Genomic DNA, 24,643 nt, shown 5'->3' on the forward strand with positions numbered 1-24,643 from the left:
TTTGTGTTACTTCAGTAAAGTGAATCTCTTATTGAAGATTCCCAATTTAAAGATCTTCAAAAACTCCTTTTTGTGCGACAGGTCTAGAATCTCCAACGGGGTATATCCAAACCAGTACAATGCCGCGATGATACTTCCCGCACTGGATCCGGAAACATCTTCCGGAAATATCCCGTGGTCGTTAAGGGCCTGAAGGACCCCTATATGGGCAGCTCCCCTTGCACCTCCTCCTGACAAAGCAATTCCAATCAATGGCATCTTTTAAATTGTTTTTACTCCTTCAACAATTTAAGTATAATTGGAAGTACCACCAATAACAATGGCAATGCGAAGACCAACCCTCCGATGACGGCAATCGCCAAGGGCTGGTGCAACTGGGCCCCTGCTCCGATACCCAGGGCCAAGGGGATCAAGGCCATGATTGCGGCAGTGGCTGTCATTAATTTGGGCCGCAATCGTTGCGCTATGGAATATTCGATCTTTTGTGGGTGTGATAACGAAACATCACATTCTTGGTACTGTTGATAGGTAAAAATGGCATTCTCCCCGATAATCCCAACTATCATAATGATACCTGTGTAACTTCCTACATTCAAAGGTGTTCCTGTCAATAATAGACTCAACAGACAACCTGCAACCCCTAAAATGGCAATGAATATGATGGCAAGAGCAATCTTGATCTTTCTGAACAGAAACAATATGACGGTAAAGACCAACAGTACCGCGGCAATCAAAATGAGCATCAATTCCTTAAAAGCCTGTTGTTGTTGCTGGTATTCCCCTCCATATTCAATATGATACCCCGGGGGAAGGCTGATCTTCGTGGACAGATTGTTTCGGATATCGGTCAAGGTAGACCCAAGGTCCCTGTTGTTCAAGCGAGCCGTAACGACCCCTATGGATTTTTGGTTTTCCCGATTGATCTCTGCCACTCCCTTCCCTATTTCAATTTTCGCCACTTTTTGTAAGGGTACAATATCCCCACTGGGCAATTGCAGGGTCATTTGTTGGATATCGGAAACCGAATTGGTGTTGGTGCCGGGAAATACCAACCGGATATTCACTACCTGCTCCCTTTCAATTATACTACTGATGACCACCCCTTGGATCTGGGTTTCCAGTTGCTCGATATTGGCGAACTGGTTGTTCTCGATCTTGGTCAACAAGGTCAAGCGCTTGGTCATTTGGGAGAGTCGCTGTATATCCCTTTGGATGGAAGTGAGTTGTTCGAACTGCTGGTCGTCCAATGGTTCCTCCATATTGATCACGTTCTCGATCTTTGCCTGTATAATGGCCAAGGGGGTCTGCATCTCATGGGATACATCCTCCGTATATTGTTTCAGGTTCCGATAATCCGAACGGACCTTATTGGTCAAGATCTTGATCTCTGAATTCAATTCGGAGAACTCCAGGATTCCACTGTCCATCAGGGCGATGGGAGCATCGGAGCTGAGCGAAAACCGTTTCATTTGCTCCAGGTTGTGGAAAAAAGGGGTCCACAGTTTTTGGTTCCTCGAACGATTCACATAAAACAGGAACAGGAATACCAAAAGGATGATCACCAAATAGGAAATGACCACGGCGATCAGGATATTCTCCGATTCCACCACAAGTGCGCGGACCGTGATCCTATAATTTTCACCATTGATGGCGGAGAAGGTGGACAGTTCCCTGAACTCTTCCATTTCATCTTGTGAGGGATCATAGATGATGGTATCCTTTAGCACCTCATTGCCCAACCGGGATACCTTTTGGATCTCGACCACCGGGGACAATTGAAAAGGCTCCGGATTTTCGATCAGGGAACTTTCGATCCGTGCCTCTGTCGAACGGAGCTCTTCCTCCACTTCAGACTGGAGCAGGTTCCTCAGATAGAAATAAAGGGCCACCGTACTGACCAACATCAACAGGGCACTGATCCCCAAAAAAGTTTTGGAGGTCTTTCTGATCAATCGTATTTTTTTCAAGGTATCCCCCATAGATCACTCTTCCACGAACTTATACCCACTTCCGTAGGCCGTTTTGATATACTTGGCCCCTGCTTCGGTCAATTTTTTGCGCAGGTTGTTGATATGGACATAAATAAAATCAAAATTATCCGCAAGATCGCTATGATCCCCCCATAAATGTTCGGCGATGATCTCTTTGGAAAGCACCCGTCCCTTATTGGTGACAAAAAAAAGCAAGAGATCGAATTCCTTACGGGTCAAGGAAAGGGCTTGCTCATTGACATAAGCGGTCCTAGAGCGCGTATCAATGGAAATCTCGTGGAACTCCAAACGGTCATTGCCCCCAAACTTGCCCCTTCTCAAAACCGCCTTTATCCTCGAATTGAGTTCGGCCAAATGAAAGGGTTTGGTCAAATAGTCATCGGCACCCAGATCCAATCCTTCCAGTTTATCGTCCAAGGAATTGTTGGCGGAGATGATGATGGTCGGGGTCTCCGAACGGTTGCGCTTCAACAGTTTTAGGATATCCAATCCACTACCGGTGATCAGGTTGATGTCCAGGACCAACAGATCATATTCATAGAGGTCAATCTTATAGAGGGCCTCGTGGTAGTCTGAAGCCATTTCACAGACATTGCCATCCCTTTCCAAATAGGTGGCAATGGATTTCTGGAGTTCGGTCTCGTCTTCTGCAATAAGGATCTTCATACCATAAATTTATGGTATAAAAATAGATCTCAAATCTTTAGGAATTCTAAAGTCGCCATCTACACTTCCAGCAATGGATCAGGTTGTTGCGACTGATGTCCCTTTCATTCCTTCACTAACAAACTATCCATGACTTGAATCGGACGGTTGGATGACAATGATATGCTGATGTGCCAATGCTTTTAATACAGCTGGAAGCCAGTTCCATTTTTCCTGAGGTGTACCATTCCTATTTCATTTCCTTTCTTGGCCAACACTATAACCTTTGTTATGGCAAAATTTTGTTTTCATGTTAAATTATATACCCTATAAGGGATTCCACTTCTCTTTATCGATAGGTCAATAGTTGAGCTCCAACCTTCTGCCTCCACGGCTTTCCAAGAGAATCAGTCTTAGATGCTCCTTATGGGATAGGACAAATTTGGGTAGCACAAGTACAAATCGTTGGGAAGTCCCGGTTTTAATAATTTTGGGTCGTTCAAAGATATAGTGGGGTTCCAACCTGGTTTCTTGATACGAGGATCTCCGTTTCAAGCTGCCATTTATCCTTAGGGCCTCAAGGGTGCCTACTTCAAAATCAATGCCTGATCGGTTGCGCACCTCTACAACCATAAATACTTGAGCGTTTCGGTAGACCAACCTTTTCAACAGCAATCGGATTCCCTTTCTTCGCACCGATGCCAAGGCACCATTCCCATCACTTGATGGCAATCCACTTAAAAAAGCAAATCGAGCTGTGTGGGAAGCCAAGGAATCCCCTTTTTTACCAGGTAATGGCTGTACTGGACCAATGCTATGCGCCTTGTCCACAAAAAAATGGGTTTGGGCAACGTTTTCCCTATAGGCCACCTTAAATTCATATGCTTGTCCGTCCATGGTGACCACCAAAAGGTTGGTAATGGTGTTGGCTGTGGACTGCAATAGCCCAAAATATTGAGCTTCTTCCCGGTTATAGGTAAAGATCGCTTTAGTGTTTCCCGTTATAGCCTGTTTGATGGGACTGGGAAAAAAGAGGGCCACGTTCATTTGTGAATTGGCTTGGATGGTGTCCAAAACCTTTTGGCCCGATACGGTGTGCCCATAGGCCATTAGCATTACTGCAATGATGACGTTTAGTGTTTTCATGATCTAGGTATTAAGAAAAATTGATAATGGTCGGAAATCTGAACTTTAACGGTACGTTGATCACGCTGAAATATGCGTTTGATCCCATTGAACTGGGGCACACCCGGCACATTGATCTCTCCAAGGCCCTCATCCAAAGACCGATCCACCACTTCACCCCGCAGATGGTTCTTCACATAAATCCCTTCCTGCCCATCCTGGGCATCATAGGCTTGCATATCCATAAGGGTTGTCCCCAATCGGGTAAGTTCCACCATCACCCGGTTGGGCCTTATCTTTACAAAGCCATAGAGGCGGGTACCTCCTGGCATCCTTTTCCCATCCACAACATAGTCATGGGCGAGTCGCAAGTCCAATCGTTGTCCATCCCGAAGGGTCTGGTCCCCATCCACATACACCTTGGCCACAGCAGTAGTTGGTAAATTTCCATCGGAACGGTTCCTTTTTGGATTGGAGGCAAAGAACAGTTGATGTACCAATCCTAGCTCCGTTTCCGTCCTTGGGGAACCCATTGTCAACTTTTCATCGTCTACCTTTACCTTCTTTACAGTCCCCAACTTGGGCATTACACCTGCATCCGATACAGAATTTTTTTTTGCAGTAAAGGCATTGATATCATAGACGCTGTCTATGATACGCTGCTTTTCATATTCCATATAATCGGGATTGAAATACCCTTTATCATCCACCATGTGGTCGGGATACACTTGGGGTGCCGTGGATTGTTTTTCCACCTTGATGGCTTCCACGGCTTCCAGTTTGGTTTCAAACTCCACCGAAGTGTCCTCCAGATCCGGCATGGGGATCCTCCCTACATCAAGGCTTTCCTTTTTTGGCTTACCAAAAGTGACGATGCTATATATGGTGATAAAGAGTACCATACATGCCAGTACCAGCACAAAAACTATTTTATTCTTCTGTGTTTTCATGAGTTTCTAGTTTACGAAGTGAGTTTTCAAAAAAATCAGTGATCAACAATCCATGAGGATTATGGGGAAAATTCCGTTCCACCTGGATCAAATGTCCCGAGGTCACCAGTTCATAGGTATCGGTGACGGTTCCCCGATTGATCCGTATATGCAATTGGGTCCTAAACGCAAAGGAAGACCCATCCCAATCCAGCTCTGTATCGATTCGGATGACCTCTTGCACAAGGGAATATTGCAACAACCGGTTATAGAAACCGTCTGCCTTTTTCTGTTGAAAGACAGCACCAACGGAGGCATTGCCCAACCAAAGGGCCTTCTCCATGTTCTTCTCATAACTGCCGGCATCCACCCCATAAAACCACCTATGAAACTGTTCCAAATGGGCCAGGGCCTCCACTTCCAGATGATCCCGTTGTTCGGCCCAGGAAAGCGGTATGACCTCCCCTTCCCCATTGACCACGAAGGCCCCGTTCAACGATTCACGGTATATCCTGCCCACTAGGACCATAGCAACCATACAGACCAAAACCGAGGCGATAACCACGGCAAGAACCACAAAACGGTTGAGCCGCAGCACATGAACAATACTTTTAAAAGGTGTTTTCATAGACTTCAATTTAACCGGTGAACAATCGAAGGGTAAAACTGGTCGCCCTTCGGTACAATTTAAATTTGAGCAAGACAATAAAGCCAATGGTCCCGAGTTCAATGATCGGGGCAAAGAATTCACGCCCAAAATCAAAACCAAAGAGGTTCCCCCAGAAGTTGGTACTGATCTCCGTATAAAGGTTGTTGACGAAGACATTGACCAAAAAGAAGGCGGGCACCAGCATATATACAGCTGCATACAACTTAAAAAACTGATAGGCCAAGGGCCTGAATTTCTCAAAGACGGCCAAACTGATGACCAAGGGAAAAAAGGCCTGTAGGATTCCCAACAGGAAATACCGCTCCGCAAGGAACAAAGGATAGATGAACAGGTCCATCAACCAAAGAATGACCCCGATGATAAAGGCCAAGACCTTCAAACCGTACAAAGGGGTCACCAGGGCCTCATACAACAGTGCCATGGCCTTTTTGGCGGCTTCCAAGGCACCCACATCCCGTTCCAGATCTACATCCTGCAGCTGCAATGGGAGGAGTGCCGGAGCCGTGTCCCGGTATTGGACCTCAATGGCCACCAAAATGCCATCGAAGACTCCCAATACCTCTGTGGAGAAAATGACCAGCAGCACCACCAAAAAATTCTTGGCCAGTTCCGTTGGGGTCAATCCCCAGGTATGGCCATCGATGGTGGCGATGCCCTCATTGTATTTCTTCAATATATTTATCAAAAAGAACAGGACGGCCAAGGTCTTCATCCCCACAATGGTATATTGGGAGAAATCACTGTCCTTGATGGTCTGAAAGACCGCATCCACATATTCCAATCCTATGCCCAAAAAGTATCCCGCCATCAGTATTCCGTTTCCCGATTATTGATAATATCCTGCATCCTCCGAAAGGAGATGATCTCTCGATAGCGACGGGTCTTGACCTCAAGCTCGGCCACCATTTCCTGGGACTGGACTTTCTTTTCCATCAAAATGGCGGTACGCTCCGCATCGGTCATCTTCAAAAAATCACTGGACAAGATCTGGTTGACAAAATCCAGGTCATCAATGGCCGTATCCATGATCTGCTCAAAGGCTTTGGATACCTGTTCCACTTCCCCCGCCTTGATATAGGGGGAGTTCAGAATATCACGAAGATCGTTCTGTACCGTTCGAAATAAAATCTCGTTGTTACGTGCCAATTCCCGAAGCGCCTTCAGTTGTTTGATGGTGTTATTGACCTTGACAATATTGTCCTTCTGTTCCTTTAAAAACTCCACGGTCTTTAGCAGTTCAGAGGTCTGTTTGGCCGATTCCAACAAGGACTTCGTCATACTGATAAAGTTCGTGTTGTCATACACCGGCATCCCCTGGGCCGTAGCACGGCCGGACAAGGAAATGGCCAAGATCAGCGCCAAGATCCACAATCGGGGATTGTTCCATAAGGTTTGTTTCCAATCTATTTTCATATCATTTTCTTTTGTTGATTTATAAATTCCGTAATGGCCCGTTCCATATCCCCGAACTGTGCAAAGAGTTCCATGATCTGACCATGTTCCATCCCATCGGTGAGATAGGCCGCATAGACCTCTGGGGGTACCTCCAAGCGAAAGACATTGCTTTCCTTCCCGATCTTGATAAAGATCTCGGTGTATTTGCGCACCCCGGTAAGATTGTTTCTAAGGGACTTTAATTGATTGAGATCATGGTTGGAGAGGTGCAACCGTCTAACCAATTCATGATAGCCCTTCTCGTTCCGCAGGCTATAAATTACTTGGGTATTCTCCAGGATACTTGCCGAAGTGGCATTTTCAGGTAACTGGTTGATGGATTGCAGGATGATCCCAATGGCCCCGTTCTGTTTTCGGATGGCCTGGTAATAGAACTCCACACTCTCCAGGACATTGGGAAACTTGAGCTGCTTGGCAAACTCATCGAAAAGAATAATGCCCCTTTCCGAACGGTTTCGCCAAATGGTGCGTTGGATGGCCGACTTGATCAATTTGAGCATTACGGACAGGATTTCCCTATTGTCGCGCACCTCGTCCAACTCAAAGACAATTAAACGCTTGTCCTCAATTTTATAGGTCTGATCTTCTGCCATATGAAACAGAAAACTGTACAGTCCCCCGTCCACATATTCGGAAAGGATGTGCAAAAATCCATAGACATTGAAATCCGATTCCTGAACCCGTGTATCCTCGATCAAAGTATCTTTGTTCCTATCAACGAACTGATATAGGGAAGCCAAGGAATGCCCCTCCATGATCTTATTATAATAGTGCAACAACACTTTTTTCAAGGCCACTTCCTTGGATTTGGTCACATGGCTTTCCGCCAAGAGCTCCAAAAGGAACAGGGCCAGATCTTCCAAGCGTTCGGGATTCAAATCGGACTGTTCTGAAATGTAAAAGGGATTGATGCCCAGATTCTTCCCCTGTTCGTATCGCAATATGATATGATCATCGGGATACAATTGGGCAAATTTGGCATAGGAACCCCCTAGATCGATAATGACCAGTCGTACATCGGCCTCAAAGTATTGACGTAGAATATTATTGGCCAAAAAGGATTTCCCCTCCCCGGTCGGGGCAAAAATGGCAAAGTTCCGGGCCTTGATACGCCTTTTCCCCTCGTCCCATACATCCTTGACCACAGGAATATTGTACTGTCTATCATTAAAAACGATCCCTGTTTCATCAGAGCGATAATTGGTATTGTTGATATACAGACAAAGGGCCGGTTTGAGATCCATCACGAAGAGATCCTCATTGGAAAAGTTGGAAGCATGACTGGGATAGGAGTTCAAAAAATAATGTTTGCGCTCCTCTCCGTTGGGATGATAGGGTCGAATATCCAATTCCTTTAATTGCGCCTTGATGCCAGAAGCAATGCGCTTCAACAAGCCAGCTTCCGTATGCCAAAAAACAATATTCACATGGCCACGAACAATCCGTGCGGTATCATCCCCATTGATCCTGTCCAAGATATGTTGGACCTTGTTGCGAACCACTTTGTTCTGGGAACCAAAATTGGAGCTCTTGGAGAGTTCCTCTATTTTTTTGTCCAATCGTTTGCGCCATTGATGGGTATCGTCCAGAAAAAGAATCTGGTTGATGATATGGTTTTCCCCCAATTCCAGTCCCAGATCGTCCATAAAACCCTTATGAAAGCTGAATCCGTCCGAACTGAATTTCCCATTGGGCACACTGCTCTGCACGGTTTCTCCAAAACATTTTTCATTATTGATGGCCATCACATCGAAATAATGGTCACCAATTTCCAATGGGCCTTTTCCGAGCTGGATATCCGTATCAAAATCAAGATTGAACCCATTGAAATAATTATGGGTATGCTTCAATATGGCTTCAGGTTCCATGGGAACCATGGTCACGCTTTTGGAGTTGTTGACATAGGATACCGCATCGTTCACCGAAGTAATAAATTCCGCTACCTGCACATCCAGTTTACGGTGAAGACCATTCTCCACTTTTCGAAAGGGATTGACATATTTGGTGGCATTGAATGCCTTCTCAAGAGGAAGTACAAATAAGAGATAACTCTGATGGTCCAAATGCTCCCTACCTACAAAATAATCATGGGTAGCCTTTGCCAGAAAGGTATCCCTTGGAAGGTTCCTAGCATCATAACCTTTCTTTTGATACCTATCCTGCTTATGGATAATAGCACCCACGGGCAAGGATTTAAAGGCCTGGAACCACATCCCGTGCAGCTCCTCAAAATCCGTCTCAGAAAGGGAGTATATCTCAGGTAATTCCACTTGATAACACAACACCACATTGCCATTGCTCCCAAAGACCACATGGTTTTGGATATCCAGGATTGGGTGAAATGCATTGAAATTGAGCTTAGACATAGTCAATGGGATTTAACTGTTTTAGGCTTATGTTCTTGGGAAAGGTTTGCACTACCCTCCATTGGAAAGGTTGCTTCACCCACTGCAACAATGCCCCATAGAGAAGGGCATTGAAGAGCAGTAGGCCCACGATGACACCAAATTGAAACGAAAAAATGATGATCAAAAGCGAACCGATGATAGACACCATCATCAGGGCAAACAGGGAAATGGACAGCCCCATGATCATGGCCCGCTTTCGTATATTTCTATAGACCTCGAACTGTTTCATCAGACCACAATTCCGATGAGATAGGTAAAGATGCCCACAACGGCCCCGGCAATCAACACAAAGACCAAGACCCGGGTAATGCCCCTTTTTAGGTCAGCATTCTCTCCAAAGAAATGTCCGGCATTAAAAAGGAAGCCCACTAAAAAGATGACCCCCAATATGATGGGAAATATGGCCCGAATGGTGTCTGAAATATCGTTGACCGAATCCTCAATACCCCCGATCTGGGCCAAAAGGGCACTGGAGGTAAAAAGCAACATTAAGGTGATGAAGAAAGATTTTCGCATATCGTAAACGTTTAAGGGTTAGACGATTATTGATATGTGAAAATTAATGGAATACACATCACAAATAATTGATAATCAGTTATTTGTGAATATCATTATAGTTGCATTGAAACAGGTTCAATTGGTCTGGAATCCATGCAGATTTAATGAAAAAGCGAACACTCCCTGTTGATAAGTGCCATCTGGTTCCAATCCCTCCAGCCCAAAAACGTCAAAAGTGGCTGATCGGCCCATCAAAAAGTGTTGCAATTCGCCCAAATTCAAGGTTACATGCTACACCAGCCACAAAACCTTATTTTCTTTTGTCCTTACAGTCCTTATCAAACCCTACAAGGTTGAAAAGTTCCCGCATCCTTGACCTTACCCGGTTCCCATACCTTGCTTCCAGTTCCTGTGCATTGAGATTGGTAGTGGCGTGGGTCTTGATCTTATGGTCAGTGAACAGCTCATAGCGGGACAATAAGATCTCCCCCATGACATTGCACTCCTTTCCAAAATGGACCCCATCAGGTTCCACACCCAGGTCGTCAAAACAAAAGGATTGGGTGTTTCCATAGTCCCCAATAATCTTATAGCCCAAATGGTTGAAGCCAAAGACAATGTTCCTGGAGGGAATGACTTCATAAGGCCTTTGGTGGGGCACCATGAACTTGAACAGTTTCATCAAACTGGTCTTCCCACAGCCTACCGGACCTGAAAGGAGAAGGCCCTTATCCACATCGATCCCGAACTGTTTGCAACGTTCCCTGTCCCTGATAAAGTAGAGACTGAGCTTGTACAGCATCTCCCGGTCCTCCCTGTGCATCCTGAACTTCTTGCCAAACAGGAGTTTTCCCTTGGCATCGAGGTAGACCAGGATCTTATCGAAATCGTATTTGATCTCCCTGCCCTTCAAGGAGCCCAGTTCATAGCTTATGGCACCTTCAGTGATGATATGTGGGGCCTTAAAATTCATAGCGGTTCGTTGTAGTCCTTGTCCTTGCTAGTCCGCAAGTTGTCCAGATATGGGACAGTGGGGGTGCGTTTGGCATTGTTTTCTTCGATCTCAAAAACTTTCTTTTTCATTTTTTTCCGTTTCTTCCCGTTTGTAATGTTTTTAGTTGTTTGTATAAGTTTGTTTATAGGTACCAACGCTTGTCCACTGCTTGTCCCGAATTTGGTACGGTACTGGTCCAGGGCTTGTCCAGTACTTGTCCCAAAATCGAACATCTTGATTCGGCTGCCCTTGTAGGGATTGTGGGATGGAGAGTACAGGATATAGTTCCAATGGCTGAGCTCTCGGATGCAGCGGTGATAGGTCGATTTGGAGCCTATTTTGGCATAAGCCATGGCCTCTTCCCTACTGATATAGAACTCGGCCACAAAATAGTTTTGGTTCCACAATTGGAAGAGTCCGATATACAGGCTGATATGGGTCGGGTTCAAACGGTTGTCCTTGGCAAACTGGGCAAACACCCCGTTCAGGTGTTTGATATAATTGATGTCCTCCATCTTAGATGCGGTTATGGACCTTGTTCTGCTCCAGTACTTCCATGATCTCATGGTATTCATAGTAGAGCACCCCTCCTATCTTTGTATAGGGTAGGGTCCCATTGATCCTTAGGTTTTGAAGGGTGCCCGGGGATATGCCCAAGAGGTCCCGCACCTCATTTGATTTGAGCCATTTTTTGTTGCGTTGTCCCTTTTCGTTCTGCAAAAGGTCCTTGATGTCCTCCAACAGTTCTATCTTGAACTCCCTTAAATCTTCGGTGGTAATGATGGTCGCTCCCATGTGTTTTGTGTTTTAATAGGAAGGGCCACTGCATGATTTTTATGTCATTTGGTGACCCATCCACTGATTTGACTTTCTGGGACAAAACTCAAAAACAAAATTGAAAAAACTTCCCAAGTTGGTACCAAGGTGGGTGTTTTTTTCAATGCATAGGATTTGATGGTATTTGGTTGAATTTGACCTTTGTAAACCTATTGGAAACCTCAGAAAACCCATAATCCTGGCACTATGGCCCATCAAAATGCAAATTCCCAAGTTGGTACCAACTTGGGAAAAACTAAAACTCATTCATCCAGGGAATCCATCCGTTGGTTGAGCATCTCAATGAGCTTGTCCAAAAAGCGGGTCTTACTGGTCTTTCGGGACCGGATATCAATAAAAGTGTGGTAGTAGTTACCGAGGTCCACATTGTAAAAATGTTCAAAATGCGAGGCCAACTCCTTGATGTCCGTGGTACCGCTATTGATGCATTTGCTGGATTGGAGTGCATATAAAAGTTCGATCAAATCGGTCTTGTTTCCGGTCCAGAAGAGTTTTGAAGGTTTTTCCATGGTCATGTTCTTTTGGGGTTCTAAATTGTTTTGTAGGTCATCCACCTCCTTTCTCAGGTACACGATGAGCATGTCATAGGCCATGATCGTGGCCACGGTACCATCCTGACAGGTGGAAAACTGGTCATCGATCAAAAAGTGGAAGGATTCAAGGGGCAACCTGAGATCTCGGTTACCCCGAACGAAATACTGCTCGTCGAGGGACATGGCCCCACGACGGTAATAATTATAAAACTCCAGATTATCGTTAAAAAAGGTCTGGAACTTGTCGATCTGAAGTTGTAGGTACTTGATCTGTGCCGCATCATTTCCCCTAGGCCGCTTGCTCTCGATATTGAACAGTTTGACATAATAGATCAGCTTGCTAAAGATTTGGGGCTTGACGTGCTTAAAGAAGTAGATTTCGTCCGCTTGGGTCTCGAAGGTCTTGCCGGTAATCTGTTTTTGGAGTTTACGGATGCTCTTCTCCACAAGTACGATACCCTTTTCCGCTTTGAAAAGAATATCCCCGTTCCCGCTTTCCAAGGCATCCAATTGGCCTTCAAATTCTGATAGCAGCTTTTGGTATTTCATGACGTTTTTCCATTAATGCTGGCCTTCCATGATTCCGAGCAATTCCAGGATGAAATTGTCATTGGTCTGGAGATAGGCATATTTTTTCTCGACCGTTGCACCGAGTTTCCGTTTCTCAAAGGCAGCGGTCAACCCAAAATCGATTTTGGGAATGCCCAATCCAATGGCCCGTTCAATGGTCCGGTAGAGCAATTGCCGATAAATGGCAAACTCTTCCAGACCGTCATAATCCATACCTACAAAAGCAGGGACATAGACCTGGTTCAAATTGGTATAACAGAACATTACACCCACTATCCTTTCAGGTTTATCCCATGAACAAAGGAGAATAAACTCCCACAAATGGTTTTCGTTCATCTTTTCAAACAGGGAGTCCGGAAAGGAAAAGGTATTGAGCCCCAAATTTCTGGACTGTACTTCCCCGAACAAGGATTTGACCTGTTCAAGTTCAGATTTGGATAGCTTAGGAAGAACTAGGGTCTTTGCCCTATCGAGATAGGGTTGGACGTCCTTTCGAAAATGTCTTCTATTCCTTGAAGACAAAAGTTTCAAATAGTCTTCCATGGAATCCACCTTGTCCAGGACAACATAACAGGCGTTGGGCATCTGCACCCTTAAAAATCCCTGACCGTAAAGCGATTCGTTCCATGGTGTATGTTCTCCAAAGTCCCGTAGGACGGTCATCTTGGCCCCAAATTGGTGTTCCAGTTTTTCCATGGTTTCCAATAGGGTGTCCCTCGCTTCCTTGCCCAATGCATGTGATGCATTCCAATACAGGTGATCTCCTTCCGTGAACAGGCAACCTAGGGACAGGACCATGGATGACAAATGGTAGGGATCGATTTTCCTTTCCTCCTCAATGGCAGCAGAAATTTGTGCTTGTGCCAGCATATCGTCCTTCCAAAGGGAAACGGTCAGAAAGGTCATCAATACAGGTATCCCATCAGCATCCTTGATGACCACATATCGGAACAACCAGTTATGTTCCCTCTCTGGGTTATCCTGGAATACCTCTTCCAAAAACTTCAGCCCCTCCCAATCGTAGACCCCCTGCCCACCTAATCTTTGGTTCCATTCTTCCTTTTCAATTTGGTCAATGGTATCGAATACTTCAATGGTAAGCTCAGAAGATACTTTCGGCCCATTTAGGGGCTTTGGTTCCATATTAAAGGCGTGGAATACCCTTTGGGCATCGGTCTGGGTATCTTCCAATGCCTTTGGAAAATGATATTCCATGGCCTCCACCAATGCTTGGATTTCCATTTTTTGGTTATGCCTTGAAATCGTAATCCTTACACCAGTATTCTTTACAGGTACAGCAGGAAAGATCCCGAGGTTGACAAAGAAGCCCTCCCCCATCAAACGGTTCACAAAATTGTACCCGGTTTTGGGCATACCGGTCCCGATATAGAACACCGGGGATTCATTCCGATCGATCAAGGGAAGTTCCGTTATAGAAAGGCATTCATTGAAATAATCGATGCGTTCCCGCAATTCGTGCTGAAGCTCATAGATCTCGGATGATAGGTGAATCTGTGCAGAGGCAATGGCCGCGGCAACAGAAGCGGGTTCCAATTGGGCAGAAAAGGTCAACGGTCCACCAAAGGTCTTGATCTTATTATATAGTTGTGGGTTGGAACAGGCCAATACTGCACCACTGGCCCCAAAAGTCTTGCTCAGGGTGCCGAAGAGCAATACATTTTCGGACAATTCCCCCAATTGGTCCAACACATATCCGGTACCATTCCTTCCCACCCAACTCATGCCATGAACATCATCGAAATAAAAATGCAATTGGGAATATTTCTTTGCCAACCCCATCAGTTCCTTAACCGGGGCATAATCCCCGTACATGGAATAAATGCCATCGGCCATATACCAAATCCTGCCTTTGGAATGTTGGTACTTTTTGATCTTGTCCTCCAACATTTCCAAATGGTTATGCCGGATCATTTCGATGGGAACACTCCGGGTCTTTAGCATTTTGGCCGCATTCTGTACACTCCAATGGACCTGGTGGTCCAGAATGATTACGTCGTCATCATCCACGGCACTTGGAATGACACCTAAGTGCCCAAGGGTACTGTTTTTGGTAATGACAATGGGATAGCCATACATTTCGGAAATCGAGTTTTCCAATTTCTCATATAACGGATTGGAGATATAGGATTTGGATAAGGGAAATTGCGTCCCATAGCTATCAATGGCCTCCTTGGCGGCCTTTTTCAATCTGGGATCCAGTTCCAACCCTAAATAACCCGTGGTCCCAAAATGGTACAGTTCCCTTCCGCCAACTTCTATCGTCCTTCCCGAAAAAGACTTTCCGCCGGCATAAAGGTGCAATACCCCAGCTTGTTTTGCATCAGTGAATACCTCATGTACAGTGTTCAAAAAATTGTGGTGTTTGATCTTGGCCATTTTATTTGATATTATTTGTGATAAAAAGAAACGGATTTTGTAAGTTGATAAATCATACTTATTCTATTTAATCCCTTTCAGATAACAAATACTCCTTTTCAGATAACCAAAATCCTTTTATTAACGTCAATAGCTCTCCTGTAAAAAAATCAATTGCAGTAATTTTGTAAATTGATTGCGCTAACCAGTTTTCCGGAGATGAAAAAAACACATGAAAACAGCTATGCCATATATCTGTTGACTGATGATCTTTTACATATTATCTACAAGAAAGTGCCGTGTATCAACCGTAAGGCGGCACAACTCATAGTCAAGGATCGGATGGAATTACAAGAAGGTAAATCGATGCCGGTGCTATGCGATATACTGGAAGTCAGAAATATCGATAAGGCCGCAAGGGACTATTTGGCTTTGGAAGGTTCCCTTTGGATCGAGAAACTGGCCTTTTTGATCGATCCACCGGTTACGGATATGATCAGCTCCATTTATCTGGACACCCATTCCCAGAAAGTGCCTACACGATCCTTTACCAGAAAAGCGGAGGCCTTGGCCTATTTGGGCATTAAGGAAACCGATGAAAACTAACCAATTTAATGAAAGGATATGCCGAACAGCGATGACTTTAGGGTAAAACGGATACAAAAGATGCTCTTGGAAATGGCCAAGGGCAATTTCTTCTATTCCATTGAGCCTTCCGATAAAAATGACAATATTGCTTCTTTGGTGGTCATGTTGAACATGGTCAATGAGGAAATAGGGGCGGCCTTTATCCATCAGGGTTTTGCAAACGCACACAACACCCCACAATGTGTCATCCAACTATCCATGATCTTAGATGGGAATGGTCACATTGAATTGCTCACCAATGGCACCTGCTCCCTATTGTCCTATCCCCCTAAGGATCTTTTCGGAAAACATATCTCTGAATTCATGACGGAAAGGTCCCGTGAAAGATGGAACAAGAAGATGTCAAAACATTTGAAACGGGAGCGGTCTGAAACGGTATTGTTCCTGGAATTCATTACCAACGATGGTCTTTTGCTGGCCAAGGATTGCCAAATATCGGTGTACCAGGCCTTGGATGGGAGCGGTCAAAAAACCCTGTTGAACTCCGTATTCTTTTCCAAGGGGGAACCTTTTGAAACAGGGCTGCCCAAAAATAAACTCAAAGTGACCAAGGGCATCAAGGAGCATAAGGTCACATTGACGCCAGAGGATATCCAAATCATCAGGGACGTCCATGATATGATCATCAACAATCTGGACAAGGATCTTCCCACCTTGCAGGATCTTGCCCGTCAGAAGGGCACCAACGAGTACAAACTGAAATATGGCTTCAAACAGATCTATGGTACGACCATTTTTAGATTTCTGATCAGGGAACGTCTTCGAATGGCAAGGACCCTGATCCAGCACAGCACCCTGACGATAAAGCAAATCATCCAAATGACCGGCTTTAAGAGCAAGACCCATTTCTCAAGGGCATTCAAGGACAAATATGGACTATCCCCTACTGATTTAAGGTCATAAAATCCTTAATATCATGCATTTACTCCGTTTCAGATAACAAATACTCCCTTAGGGATACATCAGACTCCCGAACTTTGTCATATCAAATCAAAGGATATGTCTCACAAAGGAATCTACTCCAAACTTATTACCCTGTTCAGCCTTTTGTTGACCCTACTGTTCGTTTATACTGCGGTCAGCAAATTGATGCATTTGGATATCTTTCAATTGAGGGTGGAGCGTATGCCCTACATTGCATCCTATGCCACAGTGATCTCATGGGCCGTGCCCTTTGTGGAGCTGGTGATCGCAGGCCTATTGTGGTTCGCAAGATACCGCACACTTGCCCTGTATGCCAGCTTGGTCTTATTGGGTTCATTCACCACTTATATCATTATAATCCTTAGGTACAGTAATTCCATTCCATGCTCTTGTGGAGGGGTCATTTCAGCCTTGGGGTGGAAGGACCATGTAATTTTGAATATCTCCTTTATGGTGCTTTCCCTATTGGGAATCCTTTGGTCAAAGAAACACTATAACATTCACACAAATCAAAATACTGTACAGTAGGGGAAGCCGAAAACCTAGAAAAGAGTAGGCATTAACGTTTATACTTAGTATTATGAAATCTAATTTTTTAAAACTTGTTTTACCGGCCTTCGCCATTTTGTTGGCGGTTGGCCTGGCATTTGCCACGGAGGATAAGCCTGTGTTTCAGGACGCCTATTACTTTGACCCTGTAGACGAAGAATGGAAAACCACTACAGCTGAGGAAGGCTGTGGCGATAATGGGGGCGAAGCATGTACCTATGGGCCCATGAATTTGCAGCTGTATTCTGACGATGATTTTGGCAGCATTCAATTGCGTAAGGAATGAGTTCCAATGACCAAATGTCGTGAAATGAAAAGGTGCCTGATCAGGCACCTTTTCTCACTAATTCAAATTTGATCCCTAAACATGGACCGAAACACCAATGGGGGTAATGGGTAATACCCCTTACAATGCCCCATTGATTTTCTTAATACACAAATCCCAATGCCATCTCATAGTATCTTCCCCTTTCCTTTTCATGCCCTTTTGCATATCTTTTTTCAATACCATCAATTCTTCCAGAATAAGGGCTTTCATGTGATCTGAATAGGCATAAAACCGCTCTTCTAAACCATAGCCTGTTCTCTCTTGTCCAATAGCCCGGATCAACTGTTTAATATAAATGGATTGGAGGTTCAGTCTCCTGCTATCCGCCTTTTCTGAACCTTGATAGAGTTCACTGAAGAGACCATATCTCAGGGTGGACAGATATGTTTTAATCAAATTCTCTTGCCCAAGAAAGTCTTCCAGATATTCCAATCGATTCAAGCGGGGAGCCATAAGTAATTCCAAGGCAAGACCAGATTGATAATCCATTACCCTATCCGTGTAAGTGGAATATCTTGCCCCTTTATAAAAATCCGGATTGGTCAGCCATTCAGGAGGGTCAAAGGCATTGGCCAACAAAAATTCCAGGGCCTCCATTTGCTTTTCCCATGGGATGGGGGTATATCTGTTTTTATCATGTCCAATGGATTTGTATTGGACATCGTAGCCCCCGATCAAGGTCATTACATGCTTCATATGGTCATTCCATAAGGTGACCGTTTTTTCATAAAGCCTATCCAATCTCGCATTATCCTTTTGATCCTTGGTCACTTTGGGTAAAAGTGCGATGACCCGCTCTAGATTTTTTAAGGCCAAAGTTGTGCTTCGAACGGGATCATTGGTCTCGACAACCTCGTTGGAAGCTGCCGGTCCGAGGACTTCAAATGTCGGGTTGACAAACCTATACCAAGGTACTGTATCCTGCCATCCGATTATTTGTTCCAGGGCTCTTTGTTCCTGCTCCATTGAAATGCCCTCTGGGAACTCGGCATAGGCCCATTGGATATTGTACCTATCGGTTGGGCCAACACGTCGCAATAATAGGGAAGGTGGGATGCTGTCTTTTGGTTGTGCAATATTATTGGCCCTGGTATAGTTCATGACACTGGGCGTATGTCCCATGTTCCGTAACCAAGTACTATCGTTCATTATGTCCCATGGATAGGTGTACTCTCCATAGTTGCCATCTTTTAGCCCGAAAATATGGCCTGTCTCATGGGCAGCTATGACTTGGAACAACCTTCCGGTCAGGGAATCCGGAAACGGAAACTGCTGCGCTCTTTTGTCCAAGGGGGCGGCCCGGACAAAGTACTGCTCCATCACCGACCGTTCAGATGCACCCATGAGGATATCCCCGCGTAAGACCTCCCCAGTTCGATAATCAATGATTTTGGCCACAGTCCCACCATAATCCTCATATTCAGAGCCACGTAGGTACTTCTTTTGTGACCATTGGACCACATTGGAATGAATGCTATGGGCCTGCCACTCATCCAGACTGTCCACTTCTTTGACGATAAGGGCATTCTTGAATCCCGCAGATTCAAATGCAGGCAACCATTCCTCGATACCCGCCTTGATGTACGGCCTCCACTTTTTGGGAACTTCGGGGGAAATTAAAAAGGTGATGGGTTTAATTGGAACACTAACCTTTTGATCTTTATGCTTCTTTTCCAAGCGCCATCTTGATATATTGGCCAGACTATTACGTAAATGAAAATGAATTCCAGTACTTTCTTCATCATAAAACCCCATACGGTAATCGAACCGTCTGGCCTTCATGGGTTCCGGCAGGCCACTGATCCCAAAGTAAACTGGTATGGATATTTTGGATCGTTCCAAAACCAAACCCCTTCGGACCTTGATGATGACTTCATCATCAAAGTCTTTGGATTCCATGAGCAATGAAATTTCGGGAACAATAGTTTCTGTAAAACCCGGCTCCCATTCAATCATTTGTGTCATGACGAGCTTTGTGATGTTTATGGTATATGAGGCTTGTGCTCTATTGGTATGCACTAAAGGAAAAACAGCGAGTATATTGTCCGTTACATCCAACCTTGGTTTTATGGGTAAGGTAATGCCCGAAGTTGACCAGAGGCTTGGAACCTTGAGCAAAATCTTGTCCCTTTCCATAGACCAGACCACCTGCATGAACTTGGGTTGATTTCCATGGTCATGTCGCACGAACATCATAGGTTTTTCCAAAATTTCCTCAGGTATAGTCAAAAGGATTTGGTCGTCTTCAATTCTGGTGGTCAAAAATGGGCTCTTACGTTCTTCGATAGACAAACCCTTTCCATACACTGACCTTTGGTTGTGTTCATTGGCGGAAAGCATCCTGGGAAGTGCCATTAAAACAACAAAAACGAAGAAATGCTTCATCCCTAAGGTTAAATAGTGTGTGTCTTTCCTTTGTAGATGGTGTTCATGGTGACCATCTGCACAATGAACTTTTTTAGTATCCATCATTCTGAGGCAATAAATTAGGGTTGGCTTCGAGTTCGGTTACTGGAATGGGAAGCAGTACATCGGTACTCTTCCAATTGGGTTTAAGGTTACCTATTATTTCATCTGCCCTTCCCGTGCGCTTCAGGTCAAACCATCGCAGACCCTGTTCGGTGAACAATTCCACACGACGTTCGTTGCCAATGGCGTCCAATAGTTCGTTTGAGGAGGTGGCACCTGTATTCGGCAATCCTGCACGGTTCCGAATGACATTGAGATCCGCTTTTGCCCCTTCAAGATTTCCCAAATGAGCCCTAGCCTCCGCCCTGATCAAATACTGTTCGGCTAACCGAAAAAGAATGGAATACTCCAGAGATTCCGTTTCATTGAGTCCTGCCTTGTATTTATAGGGGTAGAATAAAGTGACCGTATTATCCGCATCCGACATACTGGCCACCCAATATTCCTTTCTTAGGTCACCAGCTTCGAAGGCTTCCAACAGATTATCTGTCAGGGCGAATCTCTGACCGGGAACATCCTGAATGATCAATTGTTCGGCTTCCCTTGTATTCAAGGGGGACTCCTCATCGGCTTTAAGCTGCCAAATTGTTTCTTCAGAGCCCTTTAGAAAGACTTGATCGAGTTCATCTTCCAACGAAAAGGCTTGGATCAATTCAGAGGATACGGCTTCTGCAAGTTCCCAGTTTTCGATATATGGGTACATCCGGGACAATAGTGCTTTGGTTGCATATTGGTCAGCCAATACCTTTTCACTTGAAAAGGGTTCTAGATTTTCCATAATCTCCACGGCTTGTGTAAGGTCCGCTATACTATTGGCATAGACATTTGCTGAGACAGTTCGGGATACTTTATTGTTCTGCTGATAATCCGTTGTGGTGATATAGGGCACATCCCCAAAAACAGATACCAACAGGCTGTGCATATAGGCCCTTATGAACAAGGCCTGGCCCTTGAACCTTTTCTTTTCGCCCTCTGTAAGCGAATTGGAACCCTCCACACCCTGTAAAATATCATTGGCACCATAGATCAAATGGTAGGCTTGGCCCCACCATCCCGTGGTGATGCTGTTTCCAGGGAGAACATCATGTCGGTACAATTGGGTCAGGTCGGCGTCAAAACCATAATAGTCCAATTCATCACTGTAGATAGCCATCATGGGGGTCAAGCCCCTATATCCCGACACCATTCCCTGCTCACGCATATCATAGTAGAGATTGGCCAATGCAGATTCTACGGTGGCGGGGTCATCAAAGACGGTCTCCAATACCAAGGTATTCTTTGGGGGATCCACCTCTACAAAATCCGTGCAGCCCAAGGGGAGTATGACTGTAAGCAATACTAAGGTCCTTTTTACATTTACCTGATAAGGTCCTAGCTTATCAAACCAAAGTGTCAATTGTCGAGAAGTAGAATTTATATATTGTTTCATAGTTGTCTCTTTAGGTTAAAAACTGAGTTGAAGTCCAAGGGTAATCTGTCGCAAAGGGGGAAGTCGAGTACTCGAAGGTTCCTCAGGATCGGGACCCTTGTATTCGGTCCATGTCCAAAGGTTCTGTCCTTGGACATAGATATTAATATCAGGGCCCTGCTCATTTGTGGGCAGTTCATACCCCAAGGAAATGTTGCGCAATCGGATAAAGGATGCATCGGAAACCGCTGCATTGCTCTCCTGTTGAAATGCCCCTAAGTTGGTCCCTCCACCAAATCCAGCAGATGGCCTTTGATAGGGATTTGTATCACCCGGTTCCATCCATCGGTCCAAAAGGTCTACATGGTAGTTTCCCTTATATCCTGGTGTCGCATCGAACCGTACGGTATTGTAGGCCTTTTGCTTTTTGAACTGGAAAAAGGCATCAAGGGTAAGGTTGCCGAAACGGATTGAATTCCCCAAGCCACCATAAAACTTGGGGGCCAAATCCTCGATCCATTGACGATCTTCGGGGCTACCGATTTCATCGTCACCGTTAAAATCCTCGAATCGGTACTGGCCTGTTTCTGGATCTACCCCTAGGGCGTGGTACAATTTCACAATGGACAAGGGTTGACCAATGACATAACGATTGGCAAAGGTGGAGTTATCCAAACCATCAAATTCTACTAATTTATTTTTGGGTATGGTCAGATTGACGGTAGTGGACCAAGTGAATGTATTGGACTGGAAGTTGACACTTCTCAAATCGAACTCAAATCCGGAGTTTTCCACAAGGGCATCAAAATTCCCCGTAAGTTCAGAAAATCCCGTTGTGGCCGCCAAGGGAATACCGACCAATTGATTGGAGGAACGATTTCGGTACCATGAGGAATTGAGCAACAATCGATCTTTGAAGAATCCAAGTTCCAGGGCCATTTCCAACTTTCGGTTCTCCTCCCATCCAAATTCTGGGTTGAATAGCCCTGTAGGTTCCAGGATAGTAGTCCCATCATAGTCGTTACCAGTGACGGTATAGGTATCCAAGTATCGGTAGTCCCCAATATTGTCACTTCCTGTGGTCCCGTAACTTCCCCTTAATTTACCATGGCTCAATAAGGAGTTTGTCCCAATAAAGCCTTCTCCGGAAAAGAGCCATGCCACTCCTATGGCACCAAAGTTTCCGAACTGTTTGCCAGGACCGAATCGGGAGGAGCCGTCCCTTCTCCCTGTCAGGTTGAGGATATATCGATCCAAGAATTTAAGATTGACTCTTCCGAATACCGCATTGTAGCGGTATTCCCCATCTGCATTGGAAAGGATGTCAATGTTTTGTGCTGCACCCAGGTTATAGAGCAATCCATTATTGGGGAAACCGCGCCCTCGCAGTACCAACTGTTCCGTGGTCTCCTGTTGGAAGGTGGTGCCCATGAGGATGTCCACGGAGAAGCTGTCCCATTCCCTTTTCCAGTTCAGTTGGGGTTCTATGATCCAGGACTCCCGTTGGGATGCATTGGTCATGAGGTAAGAGTAGTTTTGGGGGGTAAGGCCATACAAAGGGTTTGTTGCTGAACTGGGCATGGCCCTATGGGTGTCCAATTGGTAGCTGGTAAAACCCAGGCTGGATTTCAATTCCAAATGGTCCATGATCTTATAGGAGACCACCGCATTTGAAATAAGGGTTTTTGAAACAGCGGCATATTCCTCTTCCAAACCGGCCAGAGGGTTGTCCCAAGTGTTATTTTCCCAATTGAGATTTCCATCCTCGTCATAAATTTCGGGTGCATTGGGTTCCAACGAATAGGCATTGGCGGTAAAGTCCTCTGTGGGCAACTTATTGTCTTCATGGGTATAGGAAGTGGAGAGACTGATCCCAAAGCGGCCATCCTTGGAACGGTGGTTTACAGTACTGTTCAAATTTGCCTTTTTGTACCTAAAATCCCCAGGAAAAACAGTGGTCTCCTTTTGATAACCACCACTGACCAAGAACTGGGTGCGGTCACTGCCCCCGGAAATGGAAAGTTGGGCATTATTGCGATATGCTGTTCCCCCGATCAGTTCCTTTTGCCAATCCGTATAGCGATCTTGGTCCCATAAGGTAAGATCTGGCCAATAGAAGCTAAATGCGGGGTTCTCCAAAAAACTGTCATATCCGTCATTGGAGATTCCCTCCCTTCTGACTTGCAGGTACTGTTCGGTATTCATTAGGTCCAAGAAATGGGATACTTGCCCAAGGGAAGTGCTCAATTGGGCATCAAAACGGGTCTTGCCTGCCTTTCCTTTTTTTGTGGTAATTAGGACAACGCCATTCGCCCCTCGTGAACCATAAATGGCCGTGGCATCGGCATCCTTGAGGACCTCGATGCTCTCAATGTCATTGGGGTTGATGGCATTCAGAGGGCTGATGTTACCCCCGACAATCTGATTGGACAATCGGGCCACACCCATGGATTGGGAACCGAAGGGTACTCCATCCACAATGAACAGCGGATCGGATACCCCATTGATGAAGTTCCTGCCGCGGACCTCAATGGAGAATCCTCCACCTGGCACCCCGGTATCCTGGACAATATTGACTCCTGACATGTGTCCCTGCATGGCGGCCAAAGGATTGGCCACAGGTTGTTTTTCAATGATATCCGCTTTGATGGTGGCAATGTTCCCAGTGCGTTCCTTTTCAGAAACACTATAATAGCCCGCATTGAGTACCACTTCCCCTAAAACGGTTACATCCTCTTCCAATTGAACGATAACTTCTTCTCGACCCACAATGGGAACTGTAAGGGATTTAAAGCCCACCATGGAAAAGATCAGCACATCGGTAGGGCCTGCATTAATAGAAAAGGAACCATCAAAATCTGAGATAGTTCCAATATTCTTGGATTCCACCACAAGGTTCACCCCGGCCAGGGGATTCCCCGAAGTATCGGTCACGGTGCCGGAAACAGTAGCTTGTGGTGGTTCCAGGACTGTGCCCGCCTGCACATTAATTAAAAAGAATGGCATTAAAAAGACATATAGGAGCATGAACAGGGTCCCCCTGCACATGCATGATATTGATTGTTTCATAAAAATGAGTTCGTTTGATTTCTTTGTTAGTTATTCAACACACTACCCAAAAAGCCACGGAAAAGCCGTAACTTCCAGAAGGGCATCAAGGTTCGGACAAAGGCCGTCCTGTCCAAGGGGCAAAAGCCCGTGGAAATGGATTCCTTAATCAAAAAAAGACCATGATTTCGTGTTGGGTCGGTCACCCAAAAAGTGTAGTCGTTAGTTGTGGGACTAA

23 protein-coding genes are annotated in these 24,643 nt (G+C 45.2%); 4 read left to right on the forward strand and 19 right to left on the reverse strand.

Features of this window, described 5'->3' with window-relative positions:
* Positions 1 to 6: 6 nt before the first annotated feature.
* From ACFSJE_RS14285 to ACFSJE_RS14360, 16 genes are all read right to left on the reverse strand, one after another.
* Entirely contained in the window at positions 7 to 258 is a 252-nt protein-coding gene (locus ACFSJE_RS14285) for a patatin-like phospholipase family protein (protein WP_081894152.1), read from the reverse strand.
* Positions 259 to 272: 14 nt separating this feature from the next.
* On the reverse strand, positions 273 to 1,952 hold the full coding sequence (locus tag ACFSJE_RS14290; protein ID WP_226789937.1) for an efflux RND transporter permease subunit: 1,680 nt from the start codon (positions 1,950 to 1,952) through the stop codon (positions 273 to 275).
* A 30-nt stretch (positions 1,953 to 1,982) separates the two neighbouring features.
* Positions 1,983 to 2,657 carry a response regulator transcription factor gene (locus ACFSJE_RS14295; RefSeq protein ID WP_036378998.1) on the reverse strand — a complete coding sequence of 225 codons (675 nt, stop codon included), beginning with the start codon at positions 2,655 to 2,657 and terminating at the stop codon, positions 1,983 to 1,985.
* A gap of 339 nt (positions 2,658 to 2,996) precedes the next feature.
* Positions 2,997 to 3,782 (reverse strand): DUF4138 domain-containing protein, encoded by a 786-nt coding sequence (locus ACFSJE_RS14300; protein WP_163636519.1) that lies wholly within the window; start codon positions 3,780 to 3,782, stop codon positions 2,997 to 2,999.
* The gene (traM, locus tag ACFSJE_RS14305) at positions 3,779 to 4,711 is read right to left on the reverse strand and encodes a conjugative transposon protein TraM (RefSeq protein WP_036379001.1); all 933 of its coding nucleotides are present in this window, start codon (positions 4,709 to 4,711) and stop codon (positions 3,779 to 3,781) included. Before traM ends, ACFSJE_RS14300 begins: the two co-directional genes overlap by 4 nt.
* Entirely contained in the window at positions 4,692 to 5,318 is a 627-nt protein-coding gene (locus tag ACFSJE_RS14310) for a conjugal transfer protein TraK (protein ID WP_119618902.1), read from the reverse strand. The genes traM and ACFSJE_RS14310 overlap by 20 nt, the downstream gene beginning before the upstream one ends.
* Before the next feature lie 10 nt (positions 5,319 to 5,328).
* Positions 5,329 to 6,168, reverse strand: a complete 840-nt coding sequence (locus ACFSJE_RS14315) for a hypothetical protein (RefSeq protein ID WP_379831581.1) — start codon at positions 6,166 to 6,168, stop codon at positions 5,329 to 5,331.
* Positions 6,168 to 6,773, reverse strand: a complete 606-nt coding sequence (locus ACFSJE_RS14320) for a conjugal transfer protein (protein ID WP_379831582.1) — start codon at positions 6,771 to 6,773, stop codon at positions 6,168 to 6,170. The genes ACFSJE_RS14315 and ACFSJE_RS14320 overlap by 1 nt, the downstream gene beginning before the upstream one ends.
* Positions 6,770 to 9,181 carry a TraG family conjugative transposon ATPase gene (locus ACFSJE_RS14325; RefSeq protein ID WP_379831583.1) on the reverse strand — a complete coding sequence of 804 codons (2,412 nt, stop codon included), beginning with the start codon at positions 9,179 to 9,181 and terminating at the stop codon, positions 6,770 to 6,772. The genes ACFSJE_RS14320 and ACFSJE_RS14325 overlap by 4 nt, the downstream gene beginning before the upstream one ends.
* Positions 9,174 to 9,452 carry a hypothetical protein gene (locus tag ACFSJE_RS14330; protein WP_379831584.1) on the reverse strand — a complete coding sequence of 93 codons (279 nt, stop codon included), beginning with the start codon at positions 9,450 to 9,452 and terminating at the stop codon, positions 9,174 to 9,176. The genes ACFSJE_RS14325 and ACFSJE_RS14330 overlap by 8 nt, the downstream gene beginning before the upstream one ends.
* Positions 9,452 to 9,739 carry a hypothetical protein gene (locus ACFSJE_RS14335; RefSeq protein ID WP_163636516.1) on the reverse strand — a complete coding sequence of 96 codons (288 nt, stop codon included), beginning with the start codon at positions 9,737 to 9,739 and terminating at the stop codon, positions 9,452 to 9,454. The genes ACFSJE_RS14330 and ACFSJE_RS14335 overlap by 1 nt, the downstream gene beginning before the upstream one ends.
* Positions 9,740 to 10,031: 292 nt before the next feature.
* Entirely contained in the window at positions 10,032 to 10,694 is a 663-nt protein-coding gene (locus ACFSJE_RS14340) for an ATPase (protein WP_379831585.1), read from the reverse strand.
* Positions 10,691 to 11,281: a hypothetical protein gene (locus tag ACFSJE_RS14345; protein ID WP_231562580.1), complete on the reverse strand. Its 591-nt coding sequence runs from the start codon at positions 11,279 to 11,281 to the stop codon at positions 10,691 to 10,693. The genes ACFSJE_RS14340 and ACFSJE_RS14345 overlap by 4 nt, the downstream gene beginning before the upstream one ends.
* Positions 11,232 to 11,510: a helix-turn-helix domain-containing protein gene (locus tag ACFSJE_RS14350; RefSeq protein ID WP_036379020.1), complete on the reverse strand. Its 279-nt coding sequence runs from the start codon at positions 11,508 to 11,510 to the stop codon at positions 11,232 to 11,234. Before ACFSJE_RS14350 ends, ACFSJE_RS14345 begins: the two co-directional genes overlap by 50 nt.
* Before the next feature lie 284 nt (positions 11,511 to 11,794).
* Positions 11,795 to 12,634, reverse strand: coding sequence for an RteC domain-containing protein (locus ACFSJE_RS14355; protein ID WP_166248551.1), 840 nt, complete (start codon positions 12,632 to 12,634; stop codon positions 11,795 to 11,797).
* A 12-nt stretch (positions 12,635 to 12,646) separates the two neighbouring features.
* Positions 12,647 to 15,052 (reverse strand): aminotransferase class I/II-fold pyridoxal phosphate-dependent enzyme, encoded by a 2,406-nt coding sequence (locus ACFSJE_RS14360; protein ID WP_379831586.1) that lies wholly within the window; start codon positions 15,050 to 15,052, stop codon positions 12,647 to 12,649.
* Positions 15,053 to 15,250: 198 nt separating this feature from the next.
* Between ACFSJE_RS14360 and ACFSJE_RS14365 the strand changes: the two genes are divergently transcribed.
* The 4 genes from ACFSJE_RS14365 to ACFSJE_RS14380 all read left to right on the forward strand — a co-directional run bounded on the left by ACFSJE_RS14365 (position 15,251) and on the right by ACFSJE_RS14380 (position 17,438).
* On the forward strand, positions 15,251 to 15,637 hold the full coding sequence (locus ACFSJE_RS14365) for a DUF7793 family protein (RefSeq protein WP_379831587.1): 387 nt from the start codon (positions 15,251 to 15,253) through the stop codon (positions 15,635 to 15,637).
* 18 nt (positions 15,638 to 15,655) lie between these two features.
* Positions 15,656 to 16,582, forward strand: a complete 927-nt coding sequence (locus ACFSJE_RS14370) for a helix-turn-helix domain-containing protein (RefSeq protein WP_081894154.1) — start codon at positions 15,656 to 15,658, stop codon at positions 16,580 to 16,582.
* 96 nt (positions 16,583 to 16,678) lie between these two features.
* Positions 16,679 to 17,131, forward strand: coding sequence for a MauE/DoxX family redox-associated membrane protein (locus ACFSJE_RS14375; RefSeq protein ID WP_379831588.1), 453 nt, complete (start codon positions 16,679 to 16,681; stop codon positions 17,129 to 17,131).
* Positions 17,132 to 17,183: 52 nt separating this feature from the next.
* Positions 17,184 to 17,438, forward strand: coding sequence for a DUF6520 family protein (locus tag ACFSJE_RS14380; RefSeq protein WP_119618888.1), 255 nt, complete (start codon positions 17,184 to 17,186; stop codon positions 17,436 to 17,438).
* A gap of 120 nt (positions 17,439 to 17,558) precedes the next feature.
* Here ACFSJE_RS14380 and ACFSJE_RS14385 read toward each other — a convergent pair whose 3' ends face one another.
* The 3 genes from ACFSJE_RS14385 to ACFSJE_RS14395 all read right to left on the reverse strand — a co-directional run bounded on the left by ACFSJE_RS14385 (position 17,559) and on the right by ACFSJE_RS14395 (position 24,426).
* Positions 17,559 to 19,865 (reverse strand): zinc-dependent metalloprotease, encoded by a 2,307-nt coding sequence (locus ACFSJE_RS14385; RefSeq protein WP_379831589.1) that lies wholly within the window; start codon positions 19,863 to 19,865, stop codon positions 17,559 to 17,561.
* Between the two features lie 73 nt (positions 19,866 to 19,938).
* Positions 19,939 to 21,378: a RagB/SusD family nutrient uptake outer membrane protein gene (locus ACFSJE_RS14390; RefSeq protein WP_119618886.1), complete on the reverse strand. Its 1,440-nt coding sequence runs from the start codon at positions 21,376 to 21,378 to the stop codon at positions 19,939 to 19,941.
* A 15-nt stretch (positions 21,379 to 21,393) separates the two neighbouring features.
* Positions 21,394 to 24,426, reverse strand: coding sequence for a SusC/RagA family TonB-linked outer membrane protein (locus ACFSJE_RS14395; RefSeq protein WP_379831590.1), 3,033 nt, complete (start codon positions 24,424 to 24,426; stop codon positions 21,394 to 21,396).
* Positions 24,427 to 24,643 lie beyond the last annotated feature (217 nt).

The organism is Flagellimonas iocasae (assembly GCF_042682725.1).
Lineage (GTDB): Bacteria > Bacteroidota > Bacteroidia > Flavobacteriales > Flavobacteriaceae > Flagellimonas > Flagellimonas iocasae.

What these genes read in the sequence shown, in the direction of transcription:
- ACFSJE_RS14285 (WP_081894152.1), bottom strand. Translation starts at nt 258, where the DNA reads ATGCCATTGATTGGAATTGCTTTGTCAGGAGGAGGTGCAAGGGGAGCT.
- ACFSJE_RS14295 (WP_036378998.1), bottom strand. Translation starts at nt 2,657, where the DNA reads ATGAAGATCCTTATTGCAGAAGACGAGACCGAACTCCAGAAATCCATT.
- ACFSJE_RS14300 (WP_163636519.1), bottom strand. Translation starts at nt 3,782, where the DNA reads ATGAAAACACTAAACGTCATCATTGCAGTAATGCTAATGGCCTATGGG.
- traM (WP_036379001.1), bottom strand. Translation starts at nt 4,711, where the DNA reads ATGAAAACACAGAAGAATAAAATAGTTTTTGTGCTGGTACTGGCATGT.
- ACFSJE_RS14310 (WP_119618902.1), bottom strand. Translation starts at nt 5,318, where the DNA reads ATGAAAACACCTTTTAAAAGTATTGTTCATGTGCTGCGGCTCAACCGT.
- ACFSJE_RS14315 (WP_379831581.1), bottom strand. Translation starts at nt 6,168, where the DNA reads ATGGCGGGATACTTTTTGGGCATAGGATTGGAATATGTGGATGCGGTC.
- ACFSJE_RS14320 (WP_379831582.1), bottom strand. Translation starts at nt 6,773, where the DNA reads ATGAAAATAGATTGGAAACAAACCTTATGGAACAATCCCCGATTGTGG.
- ACFSJE_RS14325 (WP_379831583.1), bottom strand. Translation starts at nt 9,181, where the DNA reads ATGTCTAAGCTCAATTTCAATGCATTTCACCCAATCCTGGATATCCAA.
- ACFSJE_RS14330 (WP_379831584.1), bottom strand. Translation starts at nt 9,452, where the DNA reads ATGAAACAGTTCGAGGTCTATAGAAATATACGAAAGCGGGCCATGATC.
- ACFSJE_RS14335 (WP_163636516.1), bottom strand. Translation starts at nt 9,739, where the DNA reads ATGCGAAAATCTTTCTTCATCACCTTAATGTTGCTTTTTACCTCCAGT.
- ACFSJE_RS14340 (WP_379831585.1), bottom strand. Translation starts at nt 10,694, where the DNA reads ATGAATTTTAAGGCCCCACATATCATCACTGAAGGTGCCATAAGCTAT.
- ACFSJE_RS14345 (WP_231562580.1), bottom strand. Translation starts at nt 11,281, where the DNA reads ATGAGATCATGGAAGTACTGGAGCAGAACAAGGTCCATAACCGCATCT.
- ACFSJE_RS14350 (WP_036379020.1), bottom strand. Translation starts at nt 11,510, where the DNA reads ATGGGAGCGACCATCATTACCACCGAAGATTTAAGGGAGTTCAAGATA.
- ACFSJE_RS14355 (WP_166248551.1), bottom strand. Translation starts at nt 12,634, where the DNA reads ATGAAATACCAAAAGCTGCTATCAGAATTTGAAGGCCAATTGGATGCC.
- ACFSJE_RS14360 (WP_379831586.1), bottom strand. Translation starts at nt 15,052, where the DNA reads ATGGCCAAGATCAAACACCACAATTTTTTGAACACTGTACATGAGGTA.
- ACFSJE_RS14365 (WP_379831587.1), top strand. Translation starts at nt 15,251, where the DNA reads ATGAAAAAAACACATGAAAACAGCTATGCCATATATCTGTTGACTGAT.
- ACFSJE_RS14370 (WP_081894154.1), top strand. Translation starts at nt 15,656, where the DNA reads ATGCCGAACAGCGATGACTTTAGGGTAAAACGGATACAAAAGATGCTC.
- ACFSJE_RS14375 (WP_379831588.1), top strand. Translation starts at nt 16,679, where the DNA reads ATGTCTCACAAAGGAATCTACTCCAAACTTATTACCCTGTTCAGCCTT.
- ACFSJE_RS14380 (WP_119618888.1), top strand. Translation starts at nt 17,184, where the DNA reads ATGAAATCTAATTTTTTAAAACTTGTTTTACCGGCCTTCGCCATTTTG.
- ACFSJE_RS14385 (WP_379831589.1), bottom strand. Translation starts at nt 19,865, where the DNA reads ATGAAGCATTTCTTCGTTTTTGTTGTTTTAATGGCACTTCCCAGGATG.
- ACFSJE_RS14390 (WP_119618886.1), bottom strand. Translation starts at nt 21,378, where the DNA reads ATGAAACAATATATAAATTCTACTTCTCGACAATTGACACTTTGGTTT.
- ACFSJE_RS14395 (WP_379831590.1), bottom strand. Translation starts at nt 24,426, where the DNA reads ATGAAACAATCAATATCATGCATGTGCAGGGGGACCCTGTTCATGCTC.